Source organism: Saccharococcus sp. Marseille-Q5394 (genome assembly GCF_946901335.1).
GTDB classification, from domain to species: Bacteria; Bacillota; Bacilli; order Bacillales_A; family Planococcaceae; genus Sporosarcina; species Sporosarcina luteola_C.
The window spans coordinates 841,923-866,064 of record NZ_CAMPPQ010000001.1 but is presented as its reverse complement, the minus strand read 5'-3'; the positions used below and the strand labels follow the sequence as shown (position 1 = coordinate 866,064).

Here is a 24,142-nt window from a genome sequence, read left to right as displayed (position 1 = left end):
AGCTATATCCTTTTTAGTAGTTAGGAAATTCACTTGAGAATGAGCGGAAGGTGGCGACTCCAGCGGGAGAAGCGAGACAGCTGAGACCCCGCAGGGAGCGTAGCGACTGAGGAGGCTTAGCCTCGCCCGCGGAAAGCGTCCACCTGGAGCGGTTATTACCTACAGATAATAAAGAGCACACTTGGACATTTGCCCATAATATTCAGAGTACACCCGTCATATACTGAGGAAAAAGGTGGTGTGGCGGGGTGAAATGGAAAACAAAATGGTTCATTGCAATCATACTAGTAATTGGCGTATTCTGCTTTGCCAAATTGGAAGAGGCCGGAGTCATCAGCAAGCCTGTTACCCAATATATAACGACAGGCAAAGATTTCATCGTCATGAAAAAGTGGGTTGCCTCAATAATCGGTGATCCCGATAAGGATACGATCACAGTCTCTGCCGATTCCGAGGAGATGCCGTTTGCTGCATATGAATCGATGCAGCCCTATAAGGACGGCGTTATCGCTTCGTATGCACATGCGATGCCGATCATAGCCCAAGGGGACGGGCTTATCGTTTTCACCGGCTTTACCCGGCAATCAGGAAAGACGGTCACCGTTTTGTACGATGACGGGGACGAAGTGACGTACGGATTTGTTGGAACGATTTCAAAGCTACCCTATTCGACTGTGAAAAAGGGGGACACGCTTGCCCTTATGAATGAAGAGGCGATCTACTTAAAAGTGAAACGGGAAGGGGTCGTATTGGAAGCGGCGGTTTTGGCTACTTATTTCTCGGAAGATACGAAATGAAGCTTCGCCTTCATCCCATTTTGGCACCATTTTTCCTCGTGCTGATGGTCACGGGTGGATTGGCGTTTTACGCTCTCGTCTTCATCTCTCTACTCTTCCATGAGGCGGGCCATATATTCGCTGCAAAAATGTCGGGCATGAAAGTCAGGTCATGCACGATCATGCCTTATGGAGGAGAACTGCGAATTCCCGACCGATATGCTTACGGGAAAAGGCAAAGAGTGGCCGTTGCTATCGGCGGACCTGCCGCGACAGCAATTCTTCTCCTGTTATCGATGTTTTTTGACTTTCCCGGAGATGAACAATTCATGCGTATTCAACTAGTGATTTTGGCGCTGAATCTTTTGCCTATTTTACCGCTTGATGGTGGACAGGCTATCAGCGCCATGCTTGAAAAGGAAGAGAGGAAATATAAGATGAGAGCCGCATTTCTCGTCTTTTCCATCACCGTTTTACTGGCTGTCAGCCTACTGCTCCTTCTGGGACTTCCGGAAACCGTCCTTCTTCTTGCATTAGCACTATTTTTATTGATTCAAAACATTTCCGCTTTCAAGTTCCGGAAATATGAACAAGCTTATGAGCAATTAAAAAGAAAACAGTTGACGCCATAGATTGCGCATGGTAATATTTTAATGTTATTGTTTGTAGCGCACCCGTGCTACAACCGCACTGACAAGGTACAAGCATCCGAAAGGGTCACCTATGAAGGCGAGTCTGAGTCTATAGAGGAGGTGCAAGTATGTACGCAATCATTGAAACTGGTGGAAAACAAATCAAAGTTGAAAAAGGTCAAGAAATCTTTATCGAGAAATTAGTCGGCGAAGCTGAAGAGACTGTAACATTCGACAAAGTTCTATTCGTTGGTGGAGAAGACGTGAAAGTCGGCGCTCCATTCGTGGAAGGTGCTTCTGTAACGGCTAAAATCGTTAAACAAGGCCGCGCTAAGAAAATCACTGTTTTCAAATACAAGCCGAAAAAGAACTACCACAAAAAGCAAGGTCATCGTCAGCCATACACGAAAGTTGTCATCGAAGGCATCAACGCGTAAGCCGGCATGATCAAAATCATTATTGATGAACAATCCGGCCGCATCAGCTCTTTTGAGATGAAAGGCCATGCTGAATTCGCAGAACATGGAAAAGACCTCGTCTGTGCGGGCGCATCCGCGGTTTCATTCGGAGCCGTCAATGCCGTCATTGCACTCACTGGCATAACCCCTGACATCCAACAAGGATCCGACGGAGGTTATTTGAAAGTGATTTTTCCGGAAACGGAGAAAGATGATGAAATCCAATTGATCGTGAAGGCGATGATTGTTTCATTACAGACGATTGAACAAGATTATGGGCAACATATAAAAATTATTTTCAACCGATAGGAGGTGGCACTTATGTTACGTTTGGATCTCCAGTTTTTTGCATCGAAAAAAGGGGTAGGTTCTACAAAGAACGGTCGTGACTCTCACTCGAAGCGTCTTGGCGCAAAGCGTGCTGATGGACAATTCGTTTCAGGCGGCTCTATCCTTTATCGCCAACGCGGAACAAAAATTCACCCAGGTGAAAACGTTGGCCGCGGCGGGGACGATACACTTTTCGCAAAAGTTGACGGCGTAGTTCGTTTCGAACGCTTTGGCCGCGACAAGAAAAAAGTGAGCGTGTACCCTGTAGCTCAAGAAGCTTAATGTTATTACTAACATTGAAAGGACTGCATTTTACCGTGCAGTCCTTTTTATTTTTGGCGAATTTTGTGAAAGGGATGCTATACTGTAGTATATGAAACAGTTGGCGGTGAGAAAATGGAGTCGGAAAATCTGACGATTGGAAAAGCATTGAAGTTTGCACGCCATGATTTTTTAAATGAACTGCAATTAATGTTATTATATATGGATCTCGGGAAAATACCCGAAGCGCGAAGAGCATTGCTGGAAGCGACGGAACGAATGCGTCATCTATCCATGCTGGAAAAGCTCCGCCTGCCAAAGACGGAAATGTGGCTTAACACATTCGAATGGAGGCATACTGCGTTCTCAAAGAAGTTGTACAGCGATATCATTGCTGGGAACCGAAACGCAAATGACGAGGCAGTCGCGAATTATTTGGAACAATTGATCGTCATTGTTGAAGCAGCGGTCGATCCGATGGATGAATATTTCATTCGTATAGAGGTACATGCTACTGATAAGCAATGGATGATCCAATTGACAGTCGAAGGAGCCTTAGCAGGACCGCTCGATTTGCCACAGACGGATAGCGGGTTTGAAGCGAGTGGTGTTCTGCAGGATAAGGAATGGACGTTCACGATAAGTGGACAATAGGAGGAAAAAACATGTTTGTCGATCACGTTAAAGTATATGTAAAAGGCGGCAACGGCGGTGATGGAATGGTTGCATTCCGCCGCGAGAAGTATATTGCATACGGAGGCCCAGCCGGAGGGGATGGCGGAAAAGGCGGCGATGTCGTGTTCATCGTTGACGAAGGCTTGCGGACACTTATGGATTTCCGTTACCAGCGCCATTTTAAAGCCCCGCGCGGAGAGCACGGCGGCAGTAAAAACCAACACGGCAGAGGCGGCCAGGACATGGTCGTTAAAGTTCCGCCGGGTACAATTGTGAAGGATGCCGAGACGGAGACAATCATCGCTGACCTCGTTGAGCACGGCCAGACAGCGGTCATTGCTAAAGGCGGAAGAGGTGGGCGCGGGAATTCCCGTTTTGCAACCCCTCAAAACCCAGCGCCTGAGCTTTCGGAAAAAGGAGAGCCGGGTGTTGAGCGTGAAATCACACTTGAATTGAAAGTACTTGCGGATGCAGGCCTTGTAGGTTTCCCGAGCGTCGGAAAGTCGACATTATTATCTGTCGTATCGGCCGCAAAGCCAAAAATCGCCGATTACCATTTCACGACGCTTGTACCGAATCTAGGCATGGTTGAGCTGGAGGCAGGCACAACGTTCGTTCTCGCAGATCTGCCGGGGCTTATCGAAGGAGCGCATGAAGGCGTCGGACTCGGTCATCAATTCCTGCGCCATATCGAAAGGACAAGGGTCATCATCCACGTCGTCGATATGTCTGGGATGGAAGGACGGGATCCTTACGATGATTTCATCACAATCAACGAGGAGCTAGAGAAGTATAATCTCCGTTTGATGGAGCGTCCGCAAATCATCGTTGCCAATAAAATGGACATGCCGGAAGCGGAAGAGAATCTTAAGCTGTTCAAAGAGAAGCTCAATGATGAAGAAGCGCGTGTGTTTCCGATTTCTGCAATCACACGTGAAGGCTTGGATCAGCTGTTGTTTGCCGTAGCGGACTTGCTTGAAACGACGCCAGAGTTTCCGATGCATGAAATCGAGGAAGAAGATGAAAATCGTTCAGTATTGTATAAGCATGAAGCCGAAGCTGAGGACTTCAAGATTACCCGCGATGACGACGGAGCATTTGTCCTGTCGGGTTATACGCTTGAACGCCTATTCAAGATGACCGACTTCAATTTCGATCAGTCCGTCCGTAAATTTGCACGTCAAATGCGTGGGATGGGTATCGATGATGCACTCCGTGAACGTGGGGCGAAGGACGGGGATACAGTTAGGATCCTCGACTTTGAATTCGAATTCCTTGAATAGATGACAGAAGCTGTCGGTTAATGATTTGTTGCAAGGAGGCATTCAATGAAGCCATTGGGGGAAGGGCAGTTTTATCTTGTAAGGGAAGATGTGCTGACGGAATCAATGTTGAAGATGCTGGAGGCGAAAAGGCTTCTGGCGAGCGGAGAGGAAAGGACGATCCAGGAAGCGACGAAGCGGGTCGGATTGTCCCGCAGCGCCTACTACAAATATAAGGACACCGTCTTCCCGTTCGAGTCGATCGCCCGGGAACGTGTTTTGACGATTTTCATTCAACTGGAGGATCGAAAAGGCTCGCTTGCAACGATTCTTCGGATCATTTCGGAAGCGAAATGCAATGTGCTGACGATTCACCAGACGATACCGGTGCAAGGTCGAGCGAATATTACATTATCACTCGACGTTACCGAGATGCCGATCAAAATGGAGGAATTCATGCAAAAATTGAAAGCCCCGAATTTCATCGATTCCGTCCATTTGATCAGTTCTGGCGCACTATAAAAGCGTAGGGCGCTTTAATCAATAAAAATACAGAGAGCAAGAAGTTGGAGGATCTGGGATGGGCGAAAAAAAATACAAGCCTACGGTCGCCTATTTGGGGCCGGAAGCATCATTTACTCATGTTGCGGCAACTCATCTTTTTGGTACTGATGGTCTTGTACCACAACCGACAATACCTGATTGTATTGAAGCCGTTACAACTGGACATGTCGCATATGCAGTTGTGCCGCTTGAAAATGCATTGGAAGGCTCCGTGCCGATGACAATCGATTATTTGTTCCACGGAAGTGACCTGTTCATCAACGCGGAAATTTCAATACCGATTGAACAGCATCTGATGGTGAATGAAAAATGGAAGGATTCATTGGAACAGCTTGAATCAGTCCGTTCCCATCCACATGCACTTGCACAGTGCCATAAATATCTTCAATACCATTACCGCCGTACGCCATTGATTCAGACAACATCGACTGCGGCGGCAGCAAAGTATATCTCCGAAAATCCGGATCTATGCATTGCCGCAATTGGAAATAGTTTGGCTGCTGAAAAATATGGCTTACATATCGCAGAAGAAAATATCCATGATTTTCATTTCAACCATACAAGGTTTGTTATCTTGTCTTTACGGAAAGGGCAGTTGGAAAAGAACGGCCATTCTGAATTGCCGAAAACGACTTTCATGGTCAAGTTGCCCGAGGACGACCGTTCAGGTGTGCTCCATCAAGTACTATCCGTTTTTGCATGGCGGAAGCTTAATTTAAGCAAAATTGAATCCAGGCCAATGAAAACCGGGTTGGGCAATTATTTTTTCATCATCGATGTAATGGAAAGTGAAGAGCATCCGATGATGAGAGGAGCGCTTGAAGAGCTTGCCGCACTCAACGTCACTGTACGATCTTTCGGCACGTATTTCAGTTATGAACAAAGACCTTCACGCTAATCACAGTGTGAGGGCTTTTTCATGCATACAGCAGTGCGGACATCGTTTTTTTGAATGAATAAACAAGCCACTTCTACAATATACATACTAAGAGAGAGGGCGCCTTTGACAAATTTGCGTCACATAGACGGGCGTTCGTTCATACGATGGATTGATGGAAGGGGGATTTTGTTAGTGGATGTCCATATTGTTGTAAAAGGGGATACGTTGTGGAAGATTGCACGCCAGTACGGTATCTCTTTTGATGAATTGAAAAGGGTGAATGCCCATCTGGCAAATCCGGATTATATCGTTCCGGGCATGAAAATTTTCCTGCCGAAGAAGAAGGCGGACCATATGCCGAGTCAGAAGGGGAAAGACAAGATGCCGGAGAAAGTTGCGCCGCAAACACAGGAAAAACCGAGCCCAATCCCATTGCCGAAGGAAAAAACCGAATTTGAAATGCCGAAGCCGCCATCCGTGCCGATGCAACCTATTCCAAGTGCACCTGTTCAGAGGCCTCCTGCTGCGATGACACCGCCGGCTGAAAAAACGGTTCAACCTTTGCCGTCTGTACCGTCCTTACCGCCGACGCCGCCAATGCAGATGCCACAATTTTTTCAACCGATGATGCCGGTGCCTTGCGGATGGATGCCTATTTACGACGCGGATTGTGCTCCGATGGCATTCCCGAGTTTTACACAACAACTACCTGCGGCCCCCGCTATGCCGCAACAGCTCATGCCGTCGCAAGAATTGCCGATGCCGCCTGCACGGCTCGGTGTGAAGCCGCCTTCAATTGACATGACCGAAGACCTTGATGAGTTCGATGAATCGCCGATTTATCCTGGTAGAGGTGCAGGAGCTTCTCCGCCATATCCAATTACAGGTTGGGAATTGATGGAGTCGCCAATTATGCCGGAAGAATCTCCGGAACAGCAGGTTCATTGCCCGCCTGAGCAAGGCTATGTACCTCAAATGGTATCACCTGAATATCAAAACCCCTATGGGATGATGCAACCGACTCCGCAGCCGTTCCCATTCGGTTATCCATGTCCGCCAATGCAACAACCAATGCATCACTGTGGTTGCGGTTGCCATTCACAAGGATTCTACAGTGTGGCTCCAAACGAGATGCAGCCGAATTACATGATGCCGATGCAAGTGAGCCCAATGCAAATGCAGCCGGCACAAATGTATCCCATGCAGATGAATCCGATGCCGATGAACCAGATGCCGATGAATCCGATGCAAATGCAACCATTTAACCCTATGGACAATTACGGGTGCGGTTGCTGACCGGCGTATGGCGCTGGAAAAGGAAATCCGGAAAATAAAAAAGAATGTCTGGAAGATGGTGGAAGGGGATGCGGCCTATTCTCTGAAAAGGTATACATCTCGATCGACAGCCGTGAAAGTGGAATATGTACACCGGCAGCTGCAAGCAATCCGATTCCCGCACATTATGCCAGTAATCCCAACTGAAGATCCGTTATTCATCATGCAACCATGGATTGAAGGGACGAAAGCCGTAAACTTCAGGCGCAGGATTGATCGGACCGATTCATTAACTGCACTTCAAGCATTGCACAGAACGAAGGAGCAGATCGATTGGGACGCCTCCCCTTATCTGCATAGATATCAGCTCCTGGATAAATGGCGGGAGAGATTGGATCGATTCATCGATCATCGTGATGTGTTGGGAAATTTCCTACGGATACAAGCGATTGACGAAATCATCATGTATGGGGAGGAAGCCCTTCCTGTATTGAAGAAGAACTATCGTCAACTTTCAGGTCATACGCTCTTGCATGGAGATGTCGTCCATCACAACATTCTCCGTGATGGCAACGGGCTCATTCGTTTCATCGATTTCGATCTTGCGTGTGCAGGGCCCCCCGGAACCGAGTTGGCGCTTTGGATGCACCGCGTCTTGCCGAATGTGTGTTATAATTTGGAGTTTCTTCTGGCGGAGCAATCATCTTTAAGCGATCTGGATGATGCTTCGATGTCCATGCTACTTTATCCGAATGAATTGCTAAGGGAATGGCTGCACCTGTCGAGCATGCCGGAACCGAAGCAGGAAAGTCTTGCGAAGAAGCTCATCCCCTTTACGGAATATGCACTCTCTTCATGGCCGAAGCTATGGTATGATATAGAACGGAACATGAAGTAGGAGGATGCATAATGGCTGGCCATTCAAAGTGGAAAAATATCCAGAACCGTAAAGGGGCGCAAGACGCAAAACGAGGTAAAATCTTTCAAAAGATGTCAAGGGAACTATATGTAGCGGCGAAATCAGGTGGCGGAGATCCTGAAATGAATCCCGCGCTCCGTCTAGCAATCGAGAAATCGAAAGGCTTCAACGTCCCAAATGATGTCATAAAGAGAGCAATCGATAAAGCGACCGGTACAGGTGCGGATGAAAACTATGAAGAAGTCGTCTATGAAGGATATGGACCTGGAGGAGTAGCGGTTCTTGTACAATGTCTGACAGAGAATCGAAACAGGACAGGGCCGAATATCCGTGTAGCTTTCAATAAAAACGGCGGCAGTTTAGGGGAAAGCGGTTCAGTTGGCTATCTTTTCAATCGTAAGGGACGTCTGTTCGTTGAGCGTACAGAGGAAACCGATGAAGAAGCGATTATGCTAGCTGCGCTTGAAGCGGGAGCTGAGGATATAGAGTCAACGAAAGACGGCTTCGAAATTATTACAGAACCCTCGAGCTTCATGGAAGTAAAGGAATCCCTTGAAGCTGAAGGATTTGAATTTATTTCAGCAGAAGTTGACATGATTCCAACAATCTATACAGAATTACAAGGTGAAAACGCCGACCAATTCGAAAAAATGATTGAGGCATTGGAAGACGATGATGACGTACAAAACATCTATCATAACGCAAGTGAATGAGCCGCCTCGTCTGCGGCTTTTTTTATTTGTCCAGCTCCGTGTGGCAGCATCTCGGGTCACTTCGATCTTGAAGCAAAAGGCAAAAAGCGCCTTTTGTCCAAGCCCTCCATCGCCTGTCGCAGCTCACCGCCACACTGCGCATTTCGTTGACATCCACATCGATAGGTAGAAAACGCGTTCGTATGCTATAATAGTTTCGATACTTTAGGGGGAGAATGTCTTGTACGATTATATTAAAGGAATAATTACACGGGTGACACCCGAATACATAACGCTTGAACAAGACGGCATCGGTTGGCAGATAATGACACCAAATCCATATGCCTTTCATCAGACGGATGAGATCCAGCAAGTGTTCACATATTTGCACGTCCGTGAAGATGTGCAATGGCTCCTCGGATTCAAGTCACTTGAACAGCGCGAACTGTTCAAGAAGCTCATCACTGTTTCCGGAATTGGTCCGAAAGGCGCGCTCGCCATATTGGCTAGCGGCATCCCTTCACAAGTTATTGGCGCAATCGAAAGGGAAGACGAAGCTTTTCTCGTACAGTTCCCGGGAGTCGGAAAGAAGACGGCTCGTCAAATGATCCTAGATTTAAAAGGAAAGCTGGGAGATTTATTCACAGAAATCGAAATGCCTGATACGGATGTAACATTACTTTCCATGGCTGAAAACGGCGCATTGGAAGAAGCGATCCTCGCCTTGCAGGCACTTGGTTATTCGCAGCGTGAATTGGCGAAAGTGAAAACGGACATGCAGAAGGAAGAGTTGGATACGGAAGGCTATATGAAGCTCGCATTACGTTTGCTTCTAAAACATAAATAACAATATACAAAGGAAGGAGGAGCGGCAGTCATGGAACGGGTCATTTCAAGTGAACAATCCAATTACGACGACAGTTTTGAACAATCTTTGCGGCCCCAGACGTTGCAGCAATACATTGGACAGGAGACCGTGAAGGATAATCTAAGCATTTTTATCCAAGCCGCAAAAGGCAGGAGTGAAAGCCTTGACCATGTCCTATTATACGGTCCGCCTGGTCTAGGGAAAACGACGCTGGCGACCGTTATCGCAAATGAAATGGGCGTCAATGTAAAGATGACGAGCGGCCCGGCAATTGAAAGGCCAGGAGATCTGGCTGCCGTCGTTTCATCTTTGGAACCGGGCGATGTCTTGTTCATAGATGAAATCCATCGGTTAAATCGATCGATTGAGGAAGTGCTCTATCCCGCGATGGAAGACTTTTGTCTCGATATCGTTGTCGGAAAAGGTCCTTCCGCAAAATCGATACGTCTCGACCTTCCGCCTTTTACGTTGATCGGAGCGACAACGAGGGCGGGTTCTTTATCCGCTCCACTCCGTGACCGTTTTGGCGTGCCGCTCCGCCTTGAATATTACGGCGAAGGCCCGTTGAAAGAAATCGTCATCAGAAGCGCCAATCTATTTGATGTCAGCATAGATGCAAATGCGGCGGTTGAAATCGCAAGGCGCTCGAGAGGAACGCCGAGGATTGCGAATCGCCTCCTGCGCCGGGTGCGGGATTACGCCCAAGTGCGAGGAGACGGCAGCATCACAATGGATATCGCAAAAGAAGCGCTCGAAATGCTGCAAGTCGATTCACACGGTCTCGATCATATCGACCATAAACTGCTCATCAGCATGATCGAACGGTTCCGAGGCGGTCCGGTCGGAATTGATACAATCGCCGCAAGCATCGGTGAAGAGTCCATAACAATTGAGGACGTCTACGAACCTTACTTGCTGCAAATCGGTTTCATTCAAAGAACCCCGCGCGGCAGGATTGCAACTAAACTCGCGTACGACCACTTTGGCTACGCTTTCCCTGTGACAATCAAATAAATCACTAAAGTGAATTAGTAGCAGTCTCCATTGATTGAAGCGGAAGGCGGCGACTCCAGCGGGAACAGCACGAGCTGAAGACCCTGGACTGAGCGTAGCGAGGGAAGCGGCTGAAGCCGTGCCCGCGGAAAGCGTCCGCCTGGAGCGGAAATCAATAATATCGAATATAGAAGGAGTTCACCCGCATAATGGATGTAAATGATTTTGATTTTGAATTGCCTGAAAGTCTCATTGCTCAAACGCCACTCGCAGACCGGACTGCGAGCAGATTGATGGTTTTGGATAAAGTGACGGGCGACGTAAAGCATCGTCAGTTCCGTCAAATTGTGGACGAACTGCAGAAAGGTGACGTCATCGTCCTGAACGATACACGAGTTCTGCCTGCCCGCTTGATTGGTACAAAAGAAGATACAGGCGCGTCGATAGAAGTGCTTCTGCTGAAGGAGACGGGCTCGAACGAATGGGAGACGCTCGTAAAGCCTGCGAAGCGAGTGAAGGTAGGAACTGTCGTAACATTCGGGGATGGCAGGCTGGAAGCGGAATGCACTGAAATCCTGGAGCAAGGCGGTAGGATCTTCAAATTCCGCTATGAAGGCATTTTCTATGAAATACTCGAGTCCCTCGGACAGATGCCACTTCCTCCATACATTACAGAGACGCTTGACGATCAATCGCGTTATCAGACTGTCTTTGCAAAAGAGAGAGGTTCGGCCGCAGCACCTACTGCTGGACTTCATTTCACTGAAGAAATCCTTCAGGAAATCAAAGACAAAGGTGTCGGTGTCGAATTTATCACCCTGCATGTCGGCTTAGGAACATTCCGACCGGTCAGCGTAGATGTAATCGAAGAGCACACGATGCATTCAGAGTATTACCAAGTGACCGAACAGGCTGCGACAGCAATCAATGAAGCAAAAGCGAGAGGCGGCAACGTCATTGCGGTCGGAACGACTTCTGCGCGGACGCTTGAGACGATCGCTTCGCAAAATGACGGGAAAATTATTCCGACGAGCGGTTGGACATCGATCTTCATCTATCCCGGGTATCGTTTCAGCATTCTCGACGGCATGTTGACAAATTTCCACTTGCCGAAATCGACATTGATCATGCTAATTTCAGCGCTGGCTTCACGCGAGCATGTACTAGCCGCCTATAAGGAAGCAGTACAGGAGAAATATCGCTTCTTCAGTTTTGGAGATGCGATGTTCATCAAGCCAAATGCAAAGTAAAGGGATATATATTCCCAGAATGGAAAGGATCGTATTAAATGGCAGCAATTACTTACGAACATATTAAAACATGCAAGCAGACTGGAGCGCGGCTCGGCATCGTCCATACGCCGCATGGTTCATTCGAAACACCGGCATTCATGCCTGTCGGGACACAGGCGACGGTAAAGACAATGTCTCCTGAGGAATTAAAGGAGATGGGCGCAGGAATCATCCTTGGCAACACCTATCACCTTTGGCTCCGTCCGGGACATGACATTATTAAAGAAGCGGGCGGTCTCCATAAATTCATGAACTGGGATCGGCCGATTTTGACGGACTCAGGTGGGTTCCAAGTGTTTTCACTAAGTGAATTCCGGAAGATCGAAGAGGAAGGCGTCCATTTCCGCCATCATTTAAACGGAAGCAAGCTTTTCCTCAGCCCTGAAAAAGCGATGGAAATCCAAAATGACCTCGGTTCGGACATTATGATGGCTTTCGATGAATGTCCTCCGTATCCTGCTACATTCGAATATATGAAAGCGAGTGTGGAGAGAACGTCCAGATGGGCGGAGCGCTGTCTAAAAGCGCATGCGCGTCCAGAGGATCAAGGGCTTTTCGGAATCGTGCAAGGAGGAGAGTTCGAGGAGCTTCGAAAACAGAGTGCGAAAGACCTGATTTCACTCGACTTCCCCGGATATGCAATCGGTGGATTATCTGTCGGTGAGCCGAAAGATGTCATGAACCGTGCTCTTGAATTTACGACTCCTTTATTGCCGGAAAACAAACCGCGCTACTTGATGGGCGTCGGCTCGCCCGATTCCTTGATCGACGGGGCAATCCGCGGGGTGGATATGTTTGACTGTGTATTGCCAACCCGAATTGCAAGGAACGGTACGTTGATGACGAGCGAAGGCCGTCTCGTCGTGAAAAATGCAAAATACGAGCGAGATTTCGGCCCGTTGGATCCGAATTGCGATTGCTATACGTGCAAAAACTATAGCAGGGCATATATCCGCCATTTGGTCCGTGCAAATGAAACGTTCGGCATCCGGTTGACATCCTATCACAATCTGTACTTCCTGCTGCGTTTGATGGAGCAGATCAGGGAAGCGATCCGCAACGACCGGCTCGGCGATTTCCGGGAAGAATTTTTTGAACAATACGGATTTAACAAACCAAATGCAAAAAACTTTTGAATCTTGTATAATAAACCGAGTAGAGGGGGGAATAAAATGAATGGTGATATGTTAGGTACGTTGCTTCCGATTATTGCAATGTTCGCAATCATGTGGTTCTTATTGATTCGACCTGCACAAAAAAGGCAAAAACAGACAAAGTCAATGCAAGAGAGTTTGAAGCGTGGCGATAAAGTCATTACAATCGGCGGTCTTCACGGCGTGATCGATGCTGTTGACGACACTTCCGTATTTTTGAAAGTCGCAGACGGCACAACTTTGCAATTCGATAGACAAGCTGTCGGTCGCGTTGTCGATGCATCTTAATCACGTTTAAGTTCAAAGAGGCGGTTCCACAGTGAAGAAACTGTGAACCACCTCTTTTTCGTTTGCGTATATTCCTGATTGGGAAAAGGCATGCTTTCCCCATAAGGAGGGATACGTTATGAATGATTTCATAATCATCGGTTTCAGGACGATTTTCTTATATGTGTTCATTCTCATCATTCTCCGGATGATGGGAAAGCGGGAAGTTGGCGAATTGAGTGTCATCGATATTGTTGTATTTGTCATCATGGCGGAAGTCGTAGCGGTTGCATTGGAATCACCCGATAAGAAGTTGAGCCACTCAATCTTCCCGGTGCTTCTTCTGCTAGGCATCCAATTGCTCACTTCATTCCTATCTTTAAAGAGTAAAAAATTCCGGGATGTCGTCGATGGAGACCCTACGTTGATCATAGAAGATGGAGTGATTCAAGAAGAAGAAATGAGAAAGCAAAGATACAATTTGGATGATTTGTTCCAGCAGCTTCGTGAGCAGCAAATCGGATCCATAAAAGATGTCTCCTATGCCTATCTGGAGCCTTCAGGAAATTTGTCAGTTTTCACACACGAAAACACCCAGCCGGTTCTTGCCCTCATTTCAGATGGAGTCATCCAAAGCCGCCACGTCAAAATGGTCGGTAAATCGGAGGATTGGCTCGTTCAAGAGTTGAAAGAGCAAGGTGTGATTGACGTGGGACAAGTTTTTTATTGTTCCTTAGAAAAAGGGAAACTGCACTTCCAGTTAAAGAAAGGCTTTCAGTAAATTTTCGTCAATCTTTTAATCATGTGGAGATCATTTTTCTTCACTTGCCCGAAAAGCAATAAAATGACAAGAAGGAATACCGTTGTAATGATACATTCCGTCAATAAACCAAACTGCCCGATCGGGATGAAGATGGGCCGAATGACCGCTGTCAGGATGAAGGATGCATAAGGCAGAGCAAACATTGTGAAACCGGCAGCTGCGGCTTTATTTTTCCGCAAAGTCGCGATATGGAGGAATGAAGTGACAAGCACTCCGAATCCGATGGCGAGTACGGCCCCTGTTTCCTGCAGTCCTGGTTGGGAGGCTAATATGAACATGACACCCAATTTCGCAATGCCTCCATATACCGAATTCATCATTCCGGCTTTCGCATCACCGGTCGCCTGCAAAATGGAATACAATGGGCTTTGGATATAGTAAAAGAAAAAAATTGGTGCAAGTAATGACATATAGGAAGCGCCTTCGGTAATATGGAAAAGCTTCTCGGCAAGCGCCTGTCCGTGAATGTAAAATACAGCCGCAGCAAAGGCACCTGTCAAAGCGGAAAGACGCAATGCCAAGTGAATCCGTTCCTGGAGTTTTTTCTTGTTGCTTGAAGCGGCAGCCCCACTCACAGCTGGCACAAGAACGACAGACAGCGCGTAAGGGATGAATGAGGGGAAGAGCAGCAAAGGAATGAGAACGCCCGAAATGATGCCGTAGAGCGATGTTGCGGCTACTGCCCCGACCCCAGCCATTGAGAGGGCGCGCAGAAAAATGATCGGTTCAAGGAACCATGTGAATGTGCCGAAGAGCCTGCTTCCCGAAGAAGGCAGCGCAATGGAAAGGAGCGGCTCCATCGGATATCGCTCTTTTTTTGCAACCGGCTTTCTATCTTGTCGTTTATGTTGATGATATTTGAACCCAAGATAAGCAGCCGACAACGCTTCCGCAAGTAATGTGATGCCCATTGCATAGGCAGCGTTCATCGGGTTGTTATCAGGCACGAGCGCAATTGGCAACAGCCATGTTATCAAGACGATTCGGAACAACTGTTCGATGATTTGAGACCATGCCGTTTCTTCTATTCTAACAATCCCTTGAAAATATCCTCTGATTAATCCGCATACAGAGGCAATCGGAATGATGGCAATAGCTACATACAAGGTTGTGGAAGAAGCCGCATTGCCCAATAAAGTTTCAGATAAATACGGGACAAATAAAATGGACAGCGGGATGAAAATCGCTCCCGTGAAAATCGTAATGAACGTCGCCGTCCTCATTACTGCAGAAAGTTTTGCAGTTTCCCCTTTCACTTTCAACTCCGCAATCACTTTTGCAACCGCAATGGGTATCCCAAGTTGGACGAGTGACAGAAAGAAAATGAAAGCGGGATAGGCAGTCATGTAAATCCCGACCGCTTCTTCACCGGCCACCCGCATGAATTGGATTCGATAAACGAATCCCAATAGCTTGGACATGAAAACGGCAACCATCAGTATGGCAGTTCCACGGATGAAAGTGGACAATAAAAACAACTCCTTCTCAATTCCGGTCATTTCGTATACACTAAATCTATGCATAGGATTGTCTATTTACGACTGAACGGGAACGGGAAAGGGATGGAGAAGGTGACAATACAGTTCGAACAGATATTTAAACATGCTTTGCCTGCTATTCAGAGCAAAAGAGATGAATTCCGCCTTTATGGCTATCCAACAGTGACGAATGAAGAAATATGGAAATACTGCATACGTAAAAAATGGCGGAAAAACAATGTGTCTACGATGCGCATCCATGAGATTGTAAACGGCGTGTTGTCATTGACGCCTGCGGAATTCATGACCTATACCCAAATCGAGGAACAAAGGGGTTCAAATTGGTTTTCTGATTTGAACAGCGATGAATTGCAACTGCTTCTTTCGCCTAAAAACAAGTAATGTTCGTAGTTTACATGATGTCCAAGTATTTGACAGATGCAAATCTCTGTTTCATAATTGGAGTGTTGTATTTTCTTAAAAACTGTACATAGCAATCTTCTCAACGCTCCACGTACAGAGGGGGAACTAATTTATGAAAAAAAGAAGCCGGATTGTAGCGTTTCTATTACTGCTTGTCATGTTGGGATCTTTGATAGGCGTTACAGTAAGTCCGATTATAAAAGATGTACGTCTCGGTCTAGATCTGCAAGGGGGCTTTGAAGTCCTTTACGAGGTCAAGCCGCTTAAAGGAAAAGAAGGCCAGAAAATTACGGAAGACGTCGTGGCCGATACAGCAGGTGCGTTACGTAACCGTGTCGACGTGCTTGGCGTAAATGAGCCGGTCATCCAAGTCGAATCCAATAACAGGATTCGCGTTCAATTGGCAGGTGTGGAAGATCAGGAAACTGCGCGTGAGCTCTTGTCTACACAAGCAAATCTTACATTCAGGGATGCAGACGACAATCTGATGTTGGATGGAGATGACTTGAAAGAAGGAAAGGCGAAAGCCAACTTCGGTCAAAATGGTAATCCTGTCGTTACACTCGAAATGAAAGACCCGGATAAATTCGGACAAGTGACAGCTGAAATTAAAGCTAAAGCACCCGAAAACGTAATGGTCATCTGGATGGACTTTGAAGAAGGTGTCGATTCATACAAAGAGGAAAGAATGAAGGAAAAACCTAAATTCATTTCCGCTCCTTCTGTAAATGAAGTCATCAATTCATCCAATGTTGAAATTAATGGAAGCTTCACAGTCGATGAAACGAAGGATTTAGCTGGGATTTTGAATGCAGGCGCACTCCCAGTCCATCTTGAAGAAATTTACTCTACTTCTGTTGGCGCTCAATTCGGTGCACAGGCTTTGGATAAAACAATTTTCGCTGGAATCGTTGGTATATCGTTAATCTTCCTTTTCATGCTGGTTTATTATCGTGTACCTGGTTTTGTGGCTGTTGTTACACTATCCGTCTATATTTACCTGATCCTTACTGTCTTCACGGGCATTAACGGAGTCCTTACACTTCCGGGAATTGCAGCTCTGATGCTCGGGGTCGGTATGGCAGTCGATGCGAATATCCTGACGTACGAGAGGATTAGAGAAGAACTCCGTGTTGGGAAATCAGTGAAGACGGCTTTCTCGGTAGGTGCGAAATCTGCGTTCACTGCCATTTTGGATGCCAATATTACAACTTTGCTAGCAGCTGTCGTCTTGTTCATATTCGGGACAAGCTCCGTCAAAGGCTTTGCAACAATGTTAATCATCAGTATCCTCGTCAGCTTCTTGACCGCTGTTTGGGGCTCACGTCTATTGTTAGGTCTTCTCGTCAATAGCGGGATGCTTGATGGCAAGACAGGACTATTCGGGATTTCGAAAAAACGGGTCCACGCACCTGAAGAAGATGTGGATACGCTTGATTTAACAACGAAATTCGATCGGTTTGACTTTGTTCGTGCCCGTAAGAAATTCTATGTCGTTTCGATGGCATTGATTATTGCTGGCATAATTGTTCTAGGGGTCTTCAAATTAAACCTTGGAATCGACTTTGCAGGTGGTACACGTGTTGAAATCTTATCGGACACCCCTGTAACAGCTGAGGAAATCTCAAGCACCCTTGAGAAAATTGGCCACCCGGCAACGGATATCGTTATCTCTGGAGATACGAACAATATCGGTGTTGTGCGTTACAAGGAAGAATTCAAGCAGGAAACTGTCAATAAGTTCAAAAAAGATCTCAAGGCTCACTACGGTGCTGACCCGAATATTTCAACAGTTTCCAATACAGTTGGTAAAGAACTTGCGGAAAATGCGTTGAAAGCATTACTAGTCGCTGCCCTTGGAATTGTCGTCTATGTCGCATTCCGTTTTGAATGGCGCATGGGAGTTTCATCCATTATCGGACTGATTCATGATGCATTCTTCATGGTTGCGGTATTCAGCATATCGAGGCTGGAGGTGGATATCACATTCATCGCCGCCGTCTTGACGATCGTCGGATATTCGATCAACGATACGATTGTAACGTTCGACCGTATCAGGGAGAACCTTCATAAGCGAGGTAAAATTGAAAGTGCGACAGAATTGGCGGACATCGTCAATAGATCACTTCGTCAAACATTGGGGCGTTCGGTGAACACCGTCTTGACAGTCGTCTTTGTCGTAGTCGCATTGATCGCACTTGGAGCGGAAGCGATCCGTCCATTCTCGATCGCCTTGCTGATCGGTTTGCTTGCAGGAACGTATTCTTCCATCTTCATCTCAGCTCAAATCTGGTTTGACCTGAAGAAGAAGGAACTTGAAAAAACAGGTACATTGAAAGTTGAAAAAGAGAAAAAACAATGGGGTTCTGACGAGCCGGTAGTCTGATGGCTGCAGCTCCAAAGACGTTTTAAACCTCCAAGGAACAGGGTATACCTATGTGTATATCCTGTTTTTGTTTACAAAAAGGAAGGTCGGAAGATATGAAGATGCAATGGTCGTTGATACTCAGTATTCTTTTCGCCATCATCATAGCCATGTTCGCCATATTCAATATTGAATCCGTCCAAGTGAACTACTTGTTCGGAAAAGCGCATCTGCCACTCATCCTCGTCATTCTTTTTACAGCACTGCTTGGTGCAGCCATCAGCGGCTTCATGGCTATGTTCAGATCCATTCATACCAATCGGCAAATCAATGAACTGAAAAAGGAAATGACTGCAAAAGAGATATTAATTGCCTCTCAGCAAAATGAAATTGCGGCATTGCAACACCTTGTGGACCCTCCTCCAAATGTAGATAAAATCGAAGGAGAAATGTAAGCACCCTTGCACGGGTGTTTTTTTATGCATTAATTTGAAGACGATTCGCTTACCCCTTTAAGAGTGTGCCCTCTTCCGATATAATGGGCATAGAGGATGTGAGCTATTTTGATAGAATCGATGAAAACATGGACGGTCAATCGTCCCGATGAAACAATCGTAAATACATTTATGAAAGAGCTTAGTATTCCTTCAATCCATGCTAAAATCCTTGTCTCCAGGGGCTTTTCGGATGTGGAGGAAGCTAAGACCTTTTTACATATGGAAGAAAGTTGTCTGCATGATCCGTTTTTGTTGTTCGATATGGAGAAAGCGGTTAACCGGATTCATCATTCGATAGAAGCAGGTGAAAAGATTACCATCTATGGTGATTATGATGCGGATGGCGTGACGAGCGTCACTGTATTGACGACCGCCCTTGAACAGCTTGGTGCGAACGTTGACTTCGCTATCCCGAACCGCTTTGAACATGGATACGGACCAAATATCGATCTATTCGATGAACTGCATAAAGCGGGGACTTCGCTTATTATCACTGTCGATAACGGCATTTCCGGCTTGGAGGCAGTCGCGCATGCCAAATCCATCGGAATGGATATCATCGTGACGGATCACCATGAAATAGGCGAGAAGCTTCCGATTGCAGACGCCATCATCCATCCGCGGCATCCTGAAGGCAATTATCCTTTCGGTGAACTTGCGGGCGTTGGCGTCGCGTTTAAACTGGCATGTGCATTGCTAGGTGAAATACCTGAAGAACTGTATGAAATCGCAGCAATCGGCACTGTCGCCGACCTCGTTCCTTTGAAGGGTGAGAATAGGTTCCTTGTCAAGGAAGGAATCCGGCGGATGCGGATGTCTGAGCGGCCAGCAATCCAGGCGCTTGTCAAAGTGAGCGGGACTGAACAGCGAACACTTACTGAGGAGTCGCTCGGTTTCATGATTGGGCCACGATTGAATGCGCCAGGGCGGCTAGGAAGTGCAGACCCTGCTGTTCATCTGTTGAAGACGGAAGATAAGATGGAAGCAATGAGCATAGCCCAACAATTGGATACATTGAATAAAGAAAGACAGGCGCTCGTTACGAAAATCGCGGAAGAGGCGGAGCAGGCCTTGGTCGATATGTATGGTGATATGCTTCCTTATGTTATCGTCATTGCTGGGGAAGGCTGGAATCCAGGTGTCGTCGGTATCGTTGCTTCGCGTTTGACCGAAAAGTATTACAGACCGACAATTGTCCTGTCCGTAGACCTCGAGACGGGAACAGCAAAAGGTTCCGGGCGGAGTATTGTAGGTTTTGATTTATTCAAAGAGCTCTCGAAAACTGCAGATCTCTTGCCTCATTTCGGCGGTCATGAAATGGCGGCGGGCATGTCGTTGTCAGTTGAGGATGTGGCAGAATTCCGCAACCGATTGAATGATCAAGGGAAAATAAGCTTGACGGATGAAATGCTTACACCGCAGTTGCAGATCGATGTTCCACTTGAAATCGGTGAAATAGATGTTGACGTGTTGGAAGCGATGGAATTGCTCCGGCCATTTGGCATGTCGTTCGAGAAGCCTGTATTTTTAATTGAGAACCTTTCGGCGTCATCCGTTAGAAAGATAGGCGCAGCGAAAAACCATTTGAAACTTGAATTGTCTGATGGGGTGGATACACTAGATGTTATCGGTTTCGGGTACGGGGAAATCGCCGACCAAATGAGCCCAGGCGTCAAGATGTCCGTCACCGGGGATTTACAGGTGAATGAATGGAACGGACGTAAAAAGCCGCAGATGTTGCTCGACGATCTCCAGTCGAATGATCGACAGCTTTTCGACTTGCGTGGCATTCGTGAACCGAATCGTTGGATTTCTGTCATACCGGACAGAAATAATTTATTTATTGCCTTTCAAGAAACGTCAATTGCCTTTTTCCAGCCAATCTTGAAAAATGTACAGATCCATCAATTCGGGCAAACGGAACTGTCGGAAACCGATCATGTAATCGTATTGGATTTGCCTTCAGATACAGAGCAAATGAAAGAGTTGATCGAAAGGACGAACCCGAAAAGGGTCTATGCCCATTTCTTTGTCAATGAATCATTGTATTTCGAAGGGATTCCAAGTCGCGAGCACTTCGGTTGGTATTATAGCTTTTTGAAAAAGCGTGGTTCGTTTGACTTGCGGAAGCAATCACAGGATTTATCGAAGCATAAAGGTTGGAAGGTCGATACAATTTATTTTATGACAAAGGTGTTTTCCGAGCTTGGATTTGTTAAGATAGAGAATGGTCTTGCCATTGTAATCGAAGATGCAGAGAAGAAAAGTCTTTCCGAAGCTCCATCTTATAAACAGAGAGAGCATCAGATTGAATTGGAACAGATGCTTGTCTACGCGCCATATATGGATTTGAAAAAGTGGTTCGATGAAATTTGCAAAGAAACCGTTAATAGGGAGGAACAATTATGGATTTGAAAAGTTTTGTGACAATCGTCCCAGACTATCCGAAAGAAGGCATTAGCTTTAAAGATATTACGACAATTATGGATAACGGGGAAGCTTATAAATATGCGACCGATCAGATTGTCGAATTTGCTAAGCAAGTGGGTACGGATATTATCGTCGGTCCCGAAGCTAGGGGGTTCATCATCGGCTGTCCTGTTGCGTACGCATTAGAAGTAGGTTTCGCACCGGTCCGGAAACCTGGGAAATTACCGCGCGAGACAATAGCAGTTGAGTACGACCTTGAATACGGCAAGGATTCATTGACGATCCATAAAGATGCCATCAAGCCTGGTCAACGTGTATTGATTGTTGACGACCTGCTTGCAACGGGCGGGACAGTAGGCGCTACAGTTGAACTTGTTGAGAAACTCGGAGGAGTAGTAGCAGGTTGCGCGTTCCTGATCGAGTTGTCGTATTTGAACGGCCGTGAAAAACTTAAAGGTTATGATATTCAAGCACTTATGACCTATTGATGTAAGACCCTCCGCGATGAGCGGAGGATCTTTTTTTATCCATAGGGCTTTACATTCTTATCTGTTTATACATACAATAGAATTATCTTTAATTTTTTGCGGAATTAGTCGAAAGGAGTAGAATGATGGCGAAAAATCGTGACATGACGGCAGAAGATATATTTGAAATCGTTGCCTCATATATGAATGAACAGCATGTCGCGTTCGTCAAAAAGGCGTATGAGGCAGCGAAGGCTGCTCATGAAGGGCAATTCAGAAGTTCGGGGGAACCGTATATACTTCACCCAATTCAAGTGGCTGGAATTTTAGCAGAATTGCAGATGGATCCTTCTACAGTCGCCGCGGGCTTCCTCCATGATGTCGTGGAAGATACCGACGTGAGCCGCGAGGACATTATACGCGTCTTCGGTGAAGAAGTGGCAATGCTTGTCGATGGCGTGACGAAATTGGAAAAGCTGAAATTCAAGTCGAATGAAGAAAAACAGGCAGAGAACCACCGTAAAATGTTCATTGCGATGGCGAGGGATATCAGAGTCATTCTTATCAAGCTCGCTGACCGTCTCCATAACATGAGGACTTTGAAGCATGTCCCGGAGGAAAAGCAGCGGAGAGTTGCAGCTGAAACTCTTGATATTTTCGCACCGCTTGCACATCGGCTCGGAATTTCCACAATTAAGTGGGAACTGGAAGACACTGCGCTTCGCTATTTGAACCCTCAGCAATATTACCGGATCGTCAATATGATGAAGAAAAAACGGGATGAACGTGAAAAGTATTTATTGAATGTCATGGATACAATACGGACGGAAATAGCTGAAATGAGCATCGAAGCAGAAATTAATGGCCGGCCAAAGCATCTATATTCCATTTACCGCAAAATGATCCTGCAAGACAAGGAATTCAATGAAATCTATGACCTTCTTGCCATTCGCATCATTGTGAAAAGCATTAAGGATTGTTATGCGGTGCTTGGAATCATCCATACGTTATGGAAACCGATGCCGGGAAGGTTCAAAGATTATATCGCAATGCCGAAACAGAACCTTTATCAATCTATCCATACAACAGTAGTCGGGCCAGCTGGCGATCCGCTTGAAGTCCAAATCCGTACAGAGGAAATGCATAGGATTGCAGAATATGGGGTCGCGGCACATTGGGCGTATAAAGAGGGGAAAACCGTTTCGGAAAAACCGGATAATATTGATTCCAAATTGAAATGGTTCCGCGAAATACTTGAATTCCAAAATGAATCCTCCAATGCAGAGGAATTCATGGAATCATTAAAGTTCGATCTATTTTCGGATATGGTGTATGTTTTCACGCCGGATGGGGATGTCATTGAAATCCCACAAGGCTCGGTACCGATCGATTTTGCATACCGGGTCCATTCGGAAGTGGGGAATCGGACGATCGGTGCAAAAGTGAACGGCAAAATGGTCCCGTTGGATACAGAGTTATTCACGGGCGATATTGTCGAGATCCTCACATCAAAACAATCATTCGGACCGAGCCGCGATTGGTTGAAAATCGCTAACACATCGCAGGCGCGAAATAAAATACGTCAATATTTCAAAAAGCAATTGAGGGAAGAGAATATTACGAAGGGGTCTGAACTCGTCGAGCGGGAAGTTAGGCTCCAGGAATTCGATCTGAAAGCTGTCCTAACTACTGAAAACATTCAGCGGGCGATAGACAAATTCAGCTTTACGTCAGAAGAGGACATGTATGCTGCGGTAGGATCGAATGGCATCACCGCACAGCAAGTTGTCAACAGGCTGGCGGAAAAAATCCGCCGTGAACGCGATCAACAGGAAGCAATCGATAAAATCGTATCCGATATGAAAACGCCTCAGCCTGTCCGGACAACAGAGTCGGGGGTTATCGTAAGAGGACTCGAGAATCTGCTCATCCGACTGTCGAAATGCTGCAATCCGATACCGGGTGACGAGATTGTCGGCTTCATCACAAAAGGCCGTGGCGTATCTGTACACCGCGCTGACTGTCCAAACATCCTCACCGATGAAGACAATGACCGTCTCATTGAAGTTGAATGGGCGGTGGATATGAACAATGAACGCAAGGAATTCCAAGTGGATATCGAGATTTCCGCATTTGACCGCCAAGGCCTTCTGAATGAAGTGATGATGATGGTAGCAGATTCGAAAACGCCGATTGTGGCAGTGAGCGGGAAAGCGGACCGGGACAAACTTGCAAAAATCAGCATGACGATAAAAATTACGGATATATCCCATCTGCACAGGATTGTCGACCGTATTAAACAAATACGCGACATATATTCCGTGCAGCGGGTGATCCATTAAGCAGGAGTGTGAGGGTTTG

At 46.5% G+C, this 24,142-nt stretch carries 25 protein-coding genes and 1 other annotated feature; of the genes, 24 read left to right on the top strand and 1 reads right to left on the bottom strand.

Going from position 1 to position 24,142, the window contains the following annotated elements; genetic code table 11:
- Positions 1-248: 248 nt before the first annotated feature.
- The 18 genes from OC538_RS04375 (at position 249) to OC538_RS04290 (ending at position 14,079) form a co-directional block, all read left to right on the top strand.
- Complete coding sequence (locus OC538_RS04375) at positions 249-797, top strand: M23 family metallopeptidase (protein ID WP_262173452.1); 549 nt, start codon at positions 249-251, stop codon at positions 795-797.
- A complete protein-coding gene (locus OC538_RS04370; RefSeq protein ID WP_262173451.1) occupies positions 794-1,408 on the top strand; it encodes a metalloprotease in 615 nt (204 codons plus the stop codon). The genes OC538_RS04375 and OC538_RS04370 overlap by 4 nt, the downstream gene beginning before the upstream one ends.
- A gap of 41 nt (positions 1,409-1,449) precedes the next feature.
- Positions 1,450-1,523, top strand: a sequence feature (ribosomal protein L21 leader region).
- Positions 1,524-1,536: 13 nt separating this feature from the next.
- Positions 1,537-1,845: a 50S ribosomal protein L21 gene (rplU, locus tag OC538_RS04365; RefSeq protein ID WP_251694297.1), complete on the top strand. Its 309-nt coding sequence runs from the start codon at positions 1,537-1,539 to the stop codon at positions 1,843-1,845.
- 6 nt (positions 1,846-1,851) lie between these two features.
- A complete protein-coding gene (locus tag OC538_RS04360; RefSeq protein WP_251694298.1) occupies positions 1,852-2,175 on the top strand; it encodes a ribosomal-processing cysteine protease Prp in 324 nt (107 codons plus the stop codon).
- A gap of 12 nt (positions 2,176-2,187) precedes the next feature.
- The gene (gene rpmA, locus OC538_RS04355) at positions 2,188-2,478 is read left to right on the top strand and encodes a 50S ribosomal protein L27 (protein WP_251624735.1); all 291 of its coding nucleotides are present in this window, start codon (positions 2,188-2,190) and stop codon (positions 2,476-2,478) included.
- Between the two features lie 114 nt (positions 2,479-2,592).
- Positions 2,593-3,111: a Spo0B domain-containing protein gene (locus OC538_RS04350; protein ID WP_262173450.1), complete on the top strand. Its 519-nt coding sequence runs from the start codon at positions 2,593-2,595 to the stop codon at positions 3,109-3,111.
- 11 nt (positions 3,112-3,122) lie between these two features.
- Positions 3,123-4,415 carry a GTPase ObgE gene (gene obgE, locus OC538_RS04345; RefSeq protein ID WP_251694300.1) on the top strand — a complete coding sequence of 431 codons (1,293 nt, stop codon included), beginning with the start codon at positions 3,123-3,125 and terminating at the stop codon, positions 4,413-4,415.
- 45 nt (positions 4,416-4,460) lie between these two features.
- On the top strand, positions 4,461-4,916 hold the full coding sequence (locus OC538_RS04340; RefSeq protein WP_251694301.1) for an ACT domain-containing protein: 456 nt from the start codon (positions 4,461-4,463) through the stop codon (positions 4,914-4,916).
- Positions 4,917-4,974: 58 nt separating this feature from the next.
- Positions 4,975-5,856, top strand: coding sequence for a prephenate dehydratase (pheA, locus tag OC538_RS04335; protein WP_262173449.1), 882 nt, complete (start codon positions 4,975-4,977; stop codon positions 5,854-5,856).
- Positions 5,857-6,030: 174 nt separating this feature from the next.
- On the top strand, positions 6,031-7,134 hold the full coding sequence (gene safA, locus OC538_RS04330) for a LysM peptidoglycan-binding domain-containing protein (protein WP_262173448.1): 1,104 nt from the start codon (positions 6,031-6,033) through the stop codon (positions 7,132-7,134).
- 7 nt (positions 7,135-7,141) lie between these two features.
- Positions 7,142-8,011 carry an aminoglycoside phosphotransferase family protein gene (locus OC538_RS04325; RefSeq protein WP_262173447.1) on the top strand — a complete coding sequence of 290 codons (870 nt, stop codon included), beginning with the start codon at positions 7,142-7,144 and terminating at the stop codon, positions 8,009-8,011.
- Between the two features lie 11 nt (positions 8,012-8,022).
- Positions 8,023-8,745, top strand: coding sequence for a YebC/PmpR family DNA-binding transcriptional regulator (locus tag OC538_RS04320; protein WP_262173446.1), 723 nt, complete (start codon positions 8,023-8,025; stop codon positions 8,743-8,745).
- Between the two features lie 220 nt (positions 8,746-8,965).
- Complete coding sequence (gene ruvA / locus OC538_RS04315) at positions 8,966-9,571, top strand: Holliday junction branch migration protein RuvA (protein WP_251694306.1); 606 nt, start codon at positions 8,966-8,968, stop codon at positions 9,569-9,571.
- Between the two features lie 30 nt (positions 9,572-9,601).
- The gene (gene ruvB, locus OC538_RS04310; RefSeq protein WP_262173445.1) at positions 9,602-10,606 is read left to right on the top strand and encodes a Holliday junction branch migration DNA helicase RuvB; all 1,005 of its coding nucleotides are present in this window, start codon (positions 9,602-9,604) and stop codon (positions 10,604-10,606) included.
- A 188-nt stretch (positions 10,607-10,794) separates the two neighbouring features.
- A complete protein-coding gene (queA, locus tag OC538_RS04305) occupies positions 10,795-11,835 on the top strand; it encodes a tRNA preQ1(34) S-adenosylmethionine ribosyltransferase-isomerase QueA (RefSeq protein WP_251694308.1) in 1,041 nt (346 codons plus the stop codon).
- Between the two features lie 38 nt (positions 11,836-11,873).
- On the top strand, positions 11,874-13,013 hold the full coding sequence (gene tgt / locus OC538_RS04300) for a tRNA guanosine(34) transglycosylase Tgt (RefSeq protein ID WP_251694309.1): 1,140 nt from the start codon (positions 11,874-11,876) through the stop codon (positions 13,011-13,013).
- A 36-nt stretch (positions 13,014-13,049) separates the two neighbouring features.
- On the top strand, positions 13,050-13,319 hold the full coding sequence (yajC, locus tag OC538_RS04295; protein WP_251694310.1) for a preprotein translocase subunit YajC: 270 nt from the start codon (positions 13,050-13,052) through the stop codon (positions 13,317-13,319).
- 118 nt (positions 13,320-13,437) lie between these two features.
- Complete coding sequence (locus OC538_RS04290) at positions 13,438-14,079, top strand: DUF421 domain-containing protein (protein ID WP_251694311.1); 642 nt, start codon at positions 13,438-13,440, stop codon at positions 14,077-14,079.
- Here the strand turns inward: OC538_RS04290 and OC538_RS04285 are convergent.
- A complete protein-coding gene (locus OC538_RS04285; RefSeq protein ID WP_262173444.1) occupies positions 14,073-15,590 on the bottom strand; it encodes a polysaccharide biosynthesis protein in 1,518 nt (505 codons plus the stop codon). The genes OC538_RS04290 and OC538_RS04285 overlap by 7 nt on opposite strands.
- A 102-nt stretch (positions 15,591-15,692) precedes the next feature.
- Here OC538_RS04285 and OC538_RS04280 point away from each other — a divergent pair, with 102 nt between their 5' ends.
- The 6 genes from OC538_RS04280 to OC538_RS04255 all read left to right on the top strand — a co-directional run bounded on the left by OC538_RS04280 (position 15,693) and on the right by OC538_RS04255 (position 24,123).
- Positions 15,693-16,001: a post-transcriptional regulator gene (locus tag OC538_RS04280; protein WP_251694313.1), complete on the top strand. Its 309-nt coding sequence runs from the start codon at positions 15,693-15,695 to the stop codon at positions 15,999-16,001.
- A gap of 133 nt (positions 16,002-16,134) precedes the next feature.
- Entirely contained in the window at positions 16,135-18,408 is a 2,274-nt protein-coding gene (gene secDF / locus OC538_RS04275) for a protein translocase subunit SecDF (protein ID WP_262173443.1), read from the top strand.
- 95 nt (positions 18,409-18,503) lie between these two features.
- Positions 18,504-18,842 carry a lipopolysaccharide assembly LapA domain-containing protein gene (locus tag OC538_RS04270; RefSeq protein ID WP_251694315.1) on the top strand — a complete coding sequence of 113 codons (339 nt, stop codon included), beginning with the start codon at positions 18,504-18,506 and terminating at the stop codon, positions 18,840-18,842.
- Positions 18,843-18,950: 108 nt separating this feature from the next.
- Positions 18,951-21,299, top strand: a complete 2,349-nt coding sequence (gene recJ, locus OC538_RS04265) for a single-stranded-DNA-specific exonuclease RecJ (protein WP_251694316.1) — start codon at positions 18,951-18,953, stop codon at positions 21,297-21,299.
- On the top strand, positions 21,290-21,802 hold the full coding sequence (locus tag OC538_RS04260) for an adenine phosphoribosyltransferase (RefSeq protein ID WP_251694317.1): 513 nt from the start codon (positions 21,290-21,292) through the stop codon (positions 21,800-21,802). Before recJ ends, OC538_RS04260 begins: the two co-directional genes overlap by 10 nt.
- A gap of 125 nt (positions 21,803-21,927) precedes the next feature.
- Positions 21,928-24,123, top strand: a complete 2,196-nt coding sequence (locus tag OC538_RS04255; RefSeq protein WP_251694318.1) for a RelA/SpoT family protein — start codon at positions 21,928-21,930, stop codon at positions 24,121-24,123.
- The last annotated feature ends 19 nt before the right edge of the window (positions 24,124-24,142 follow it).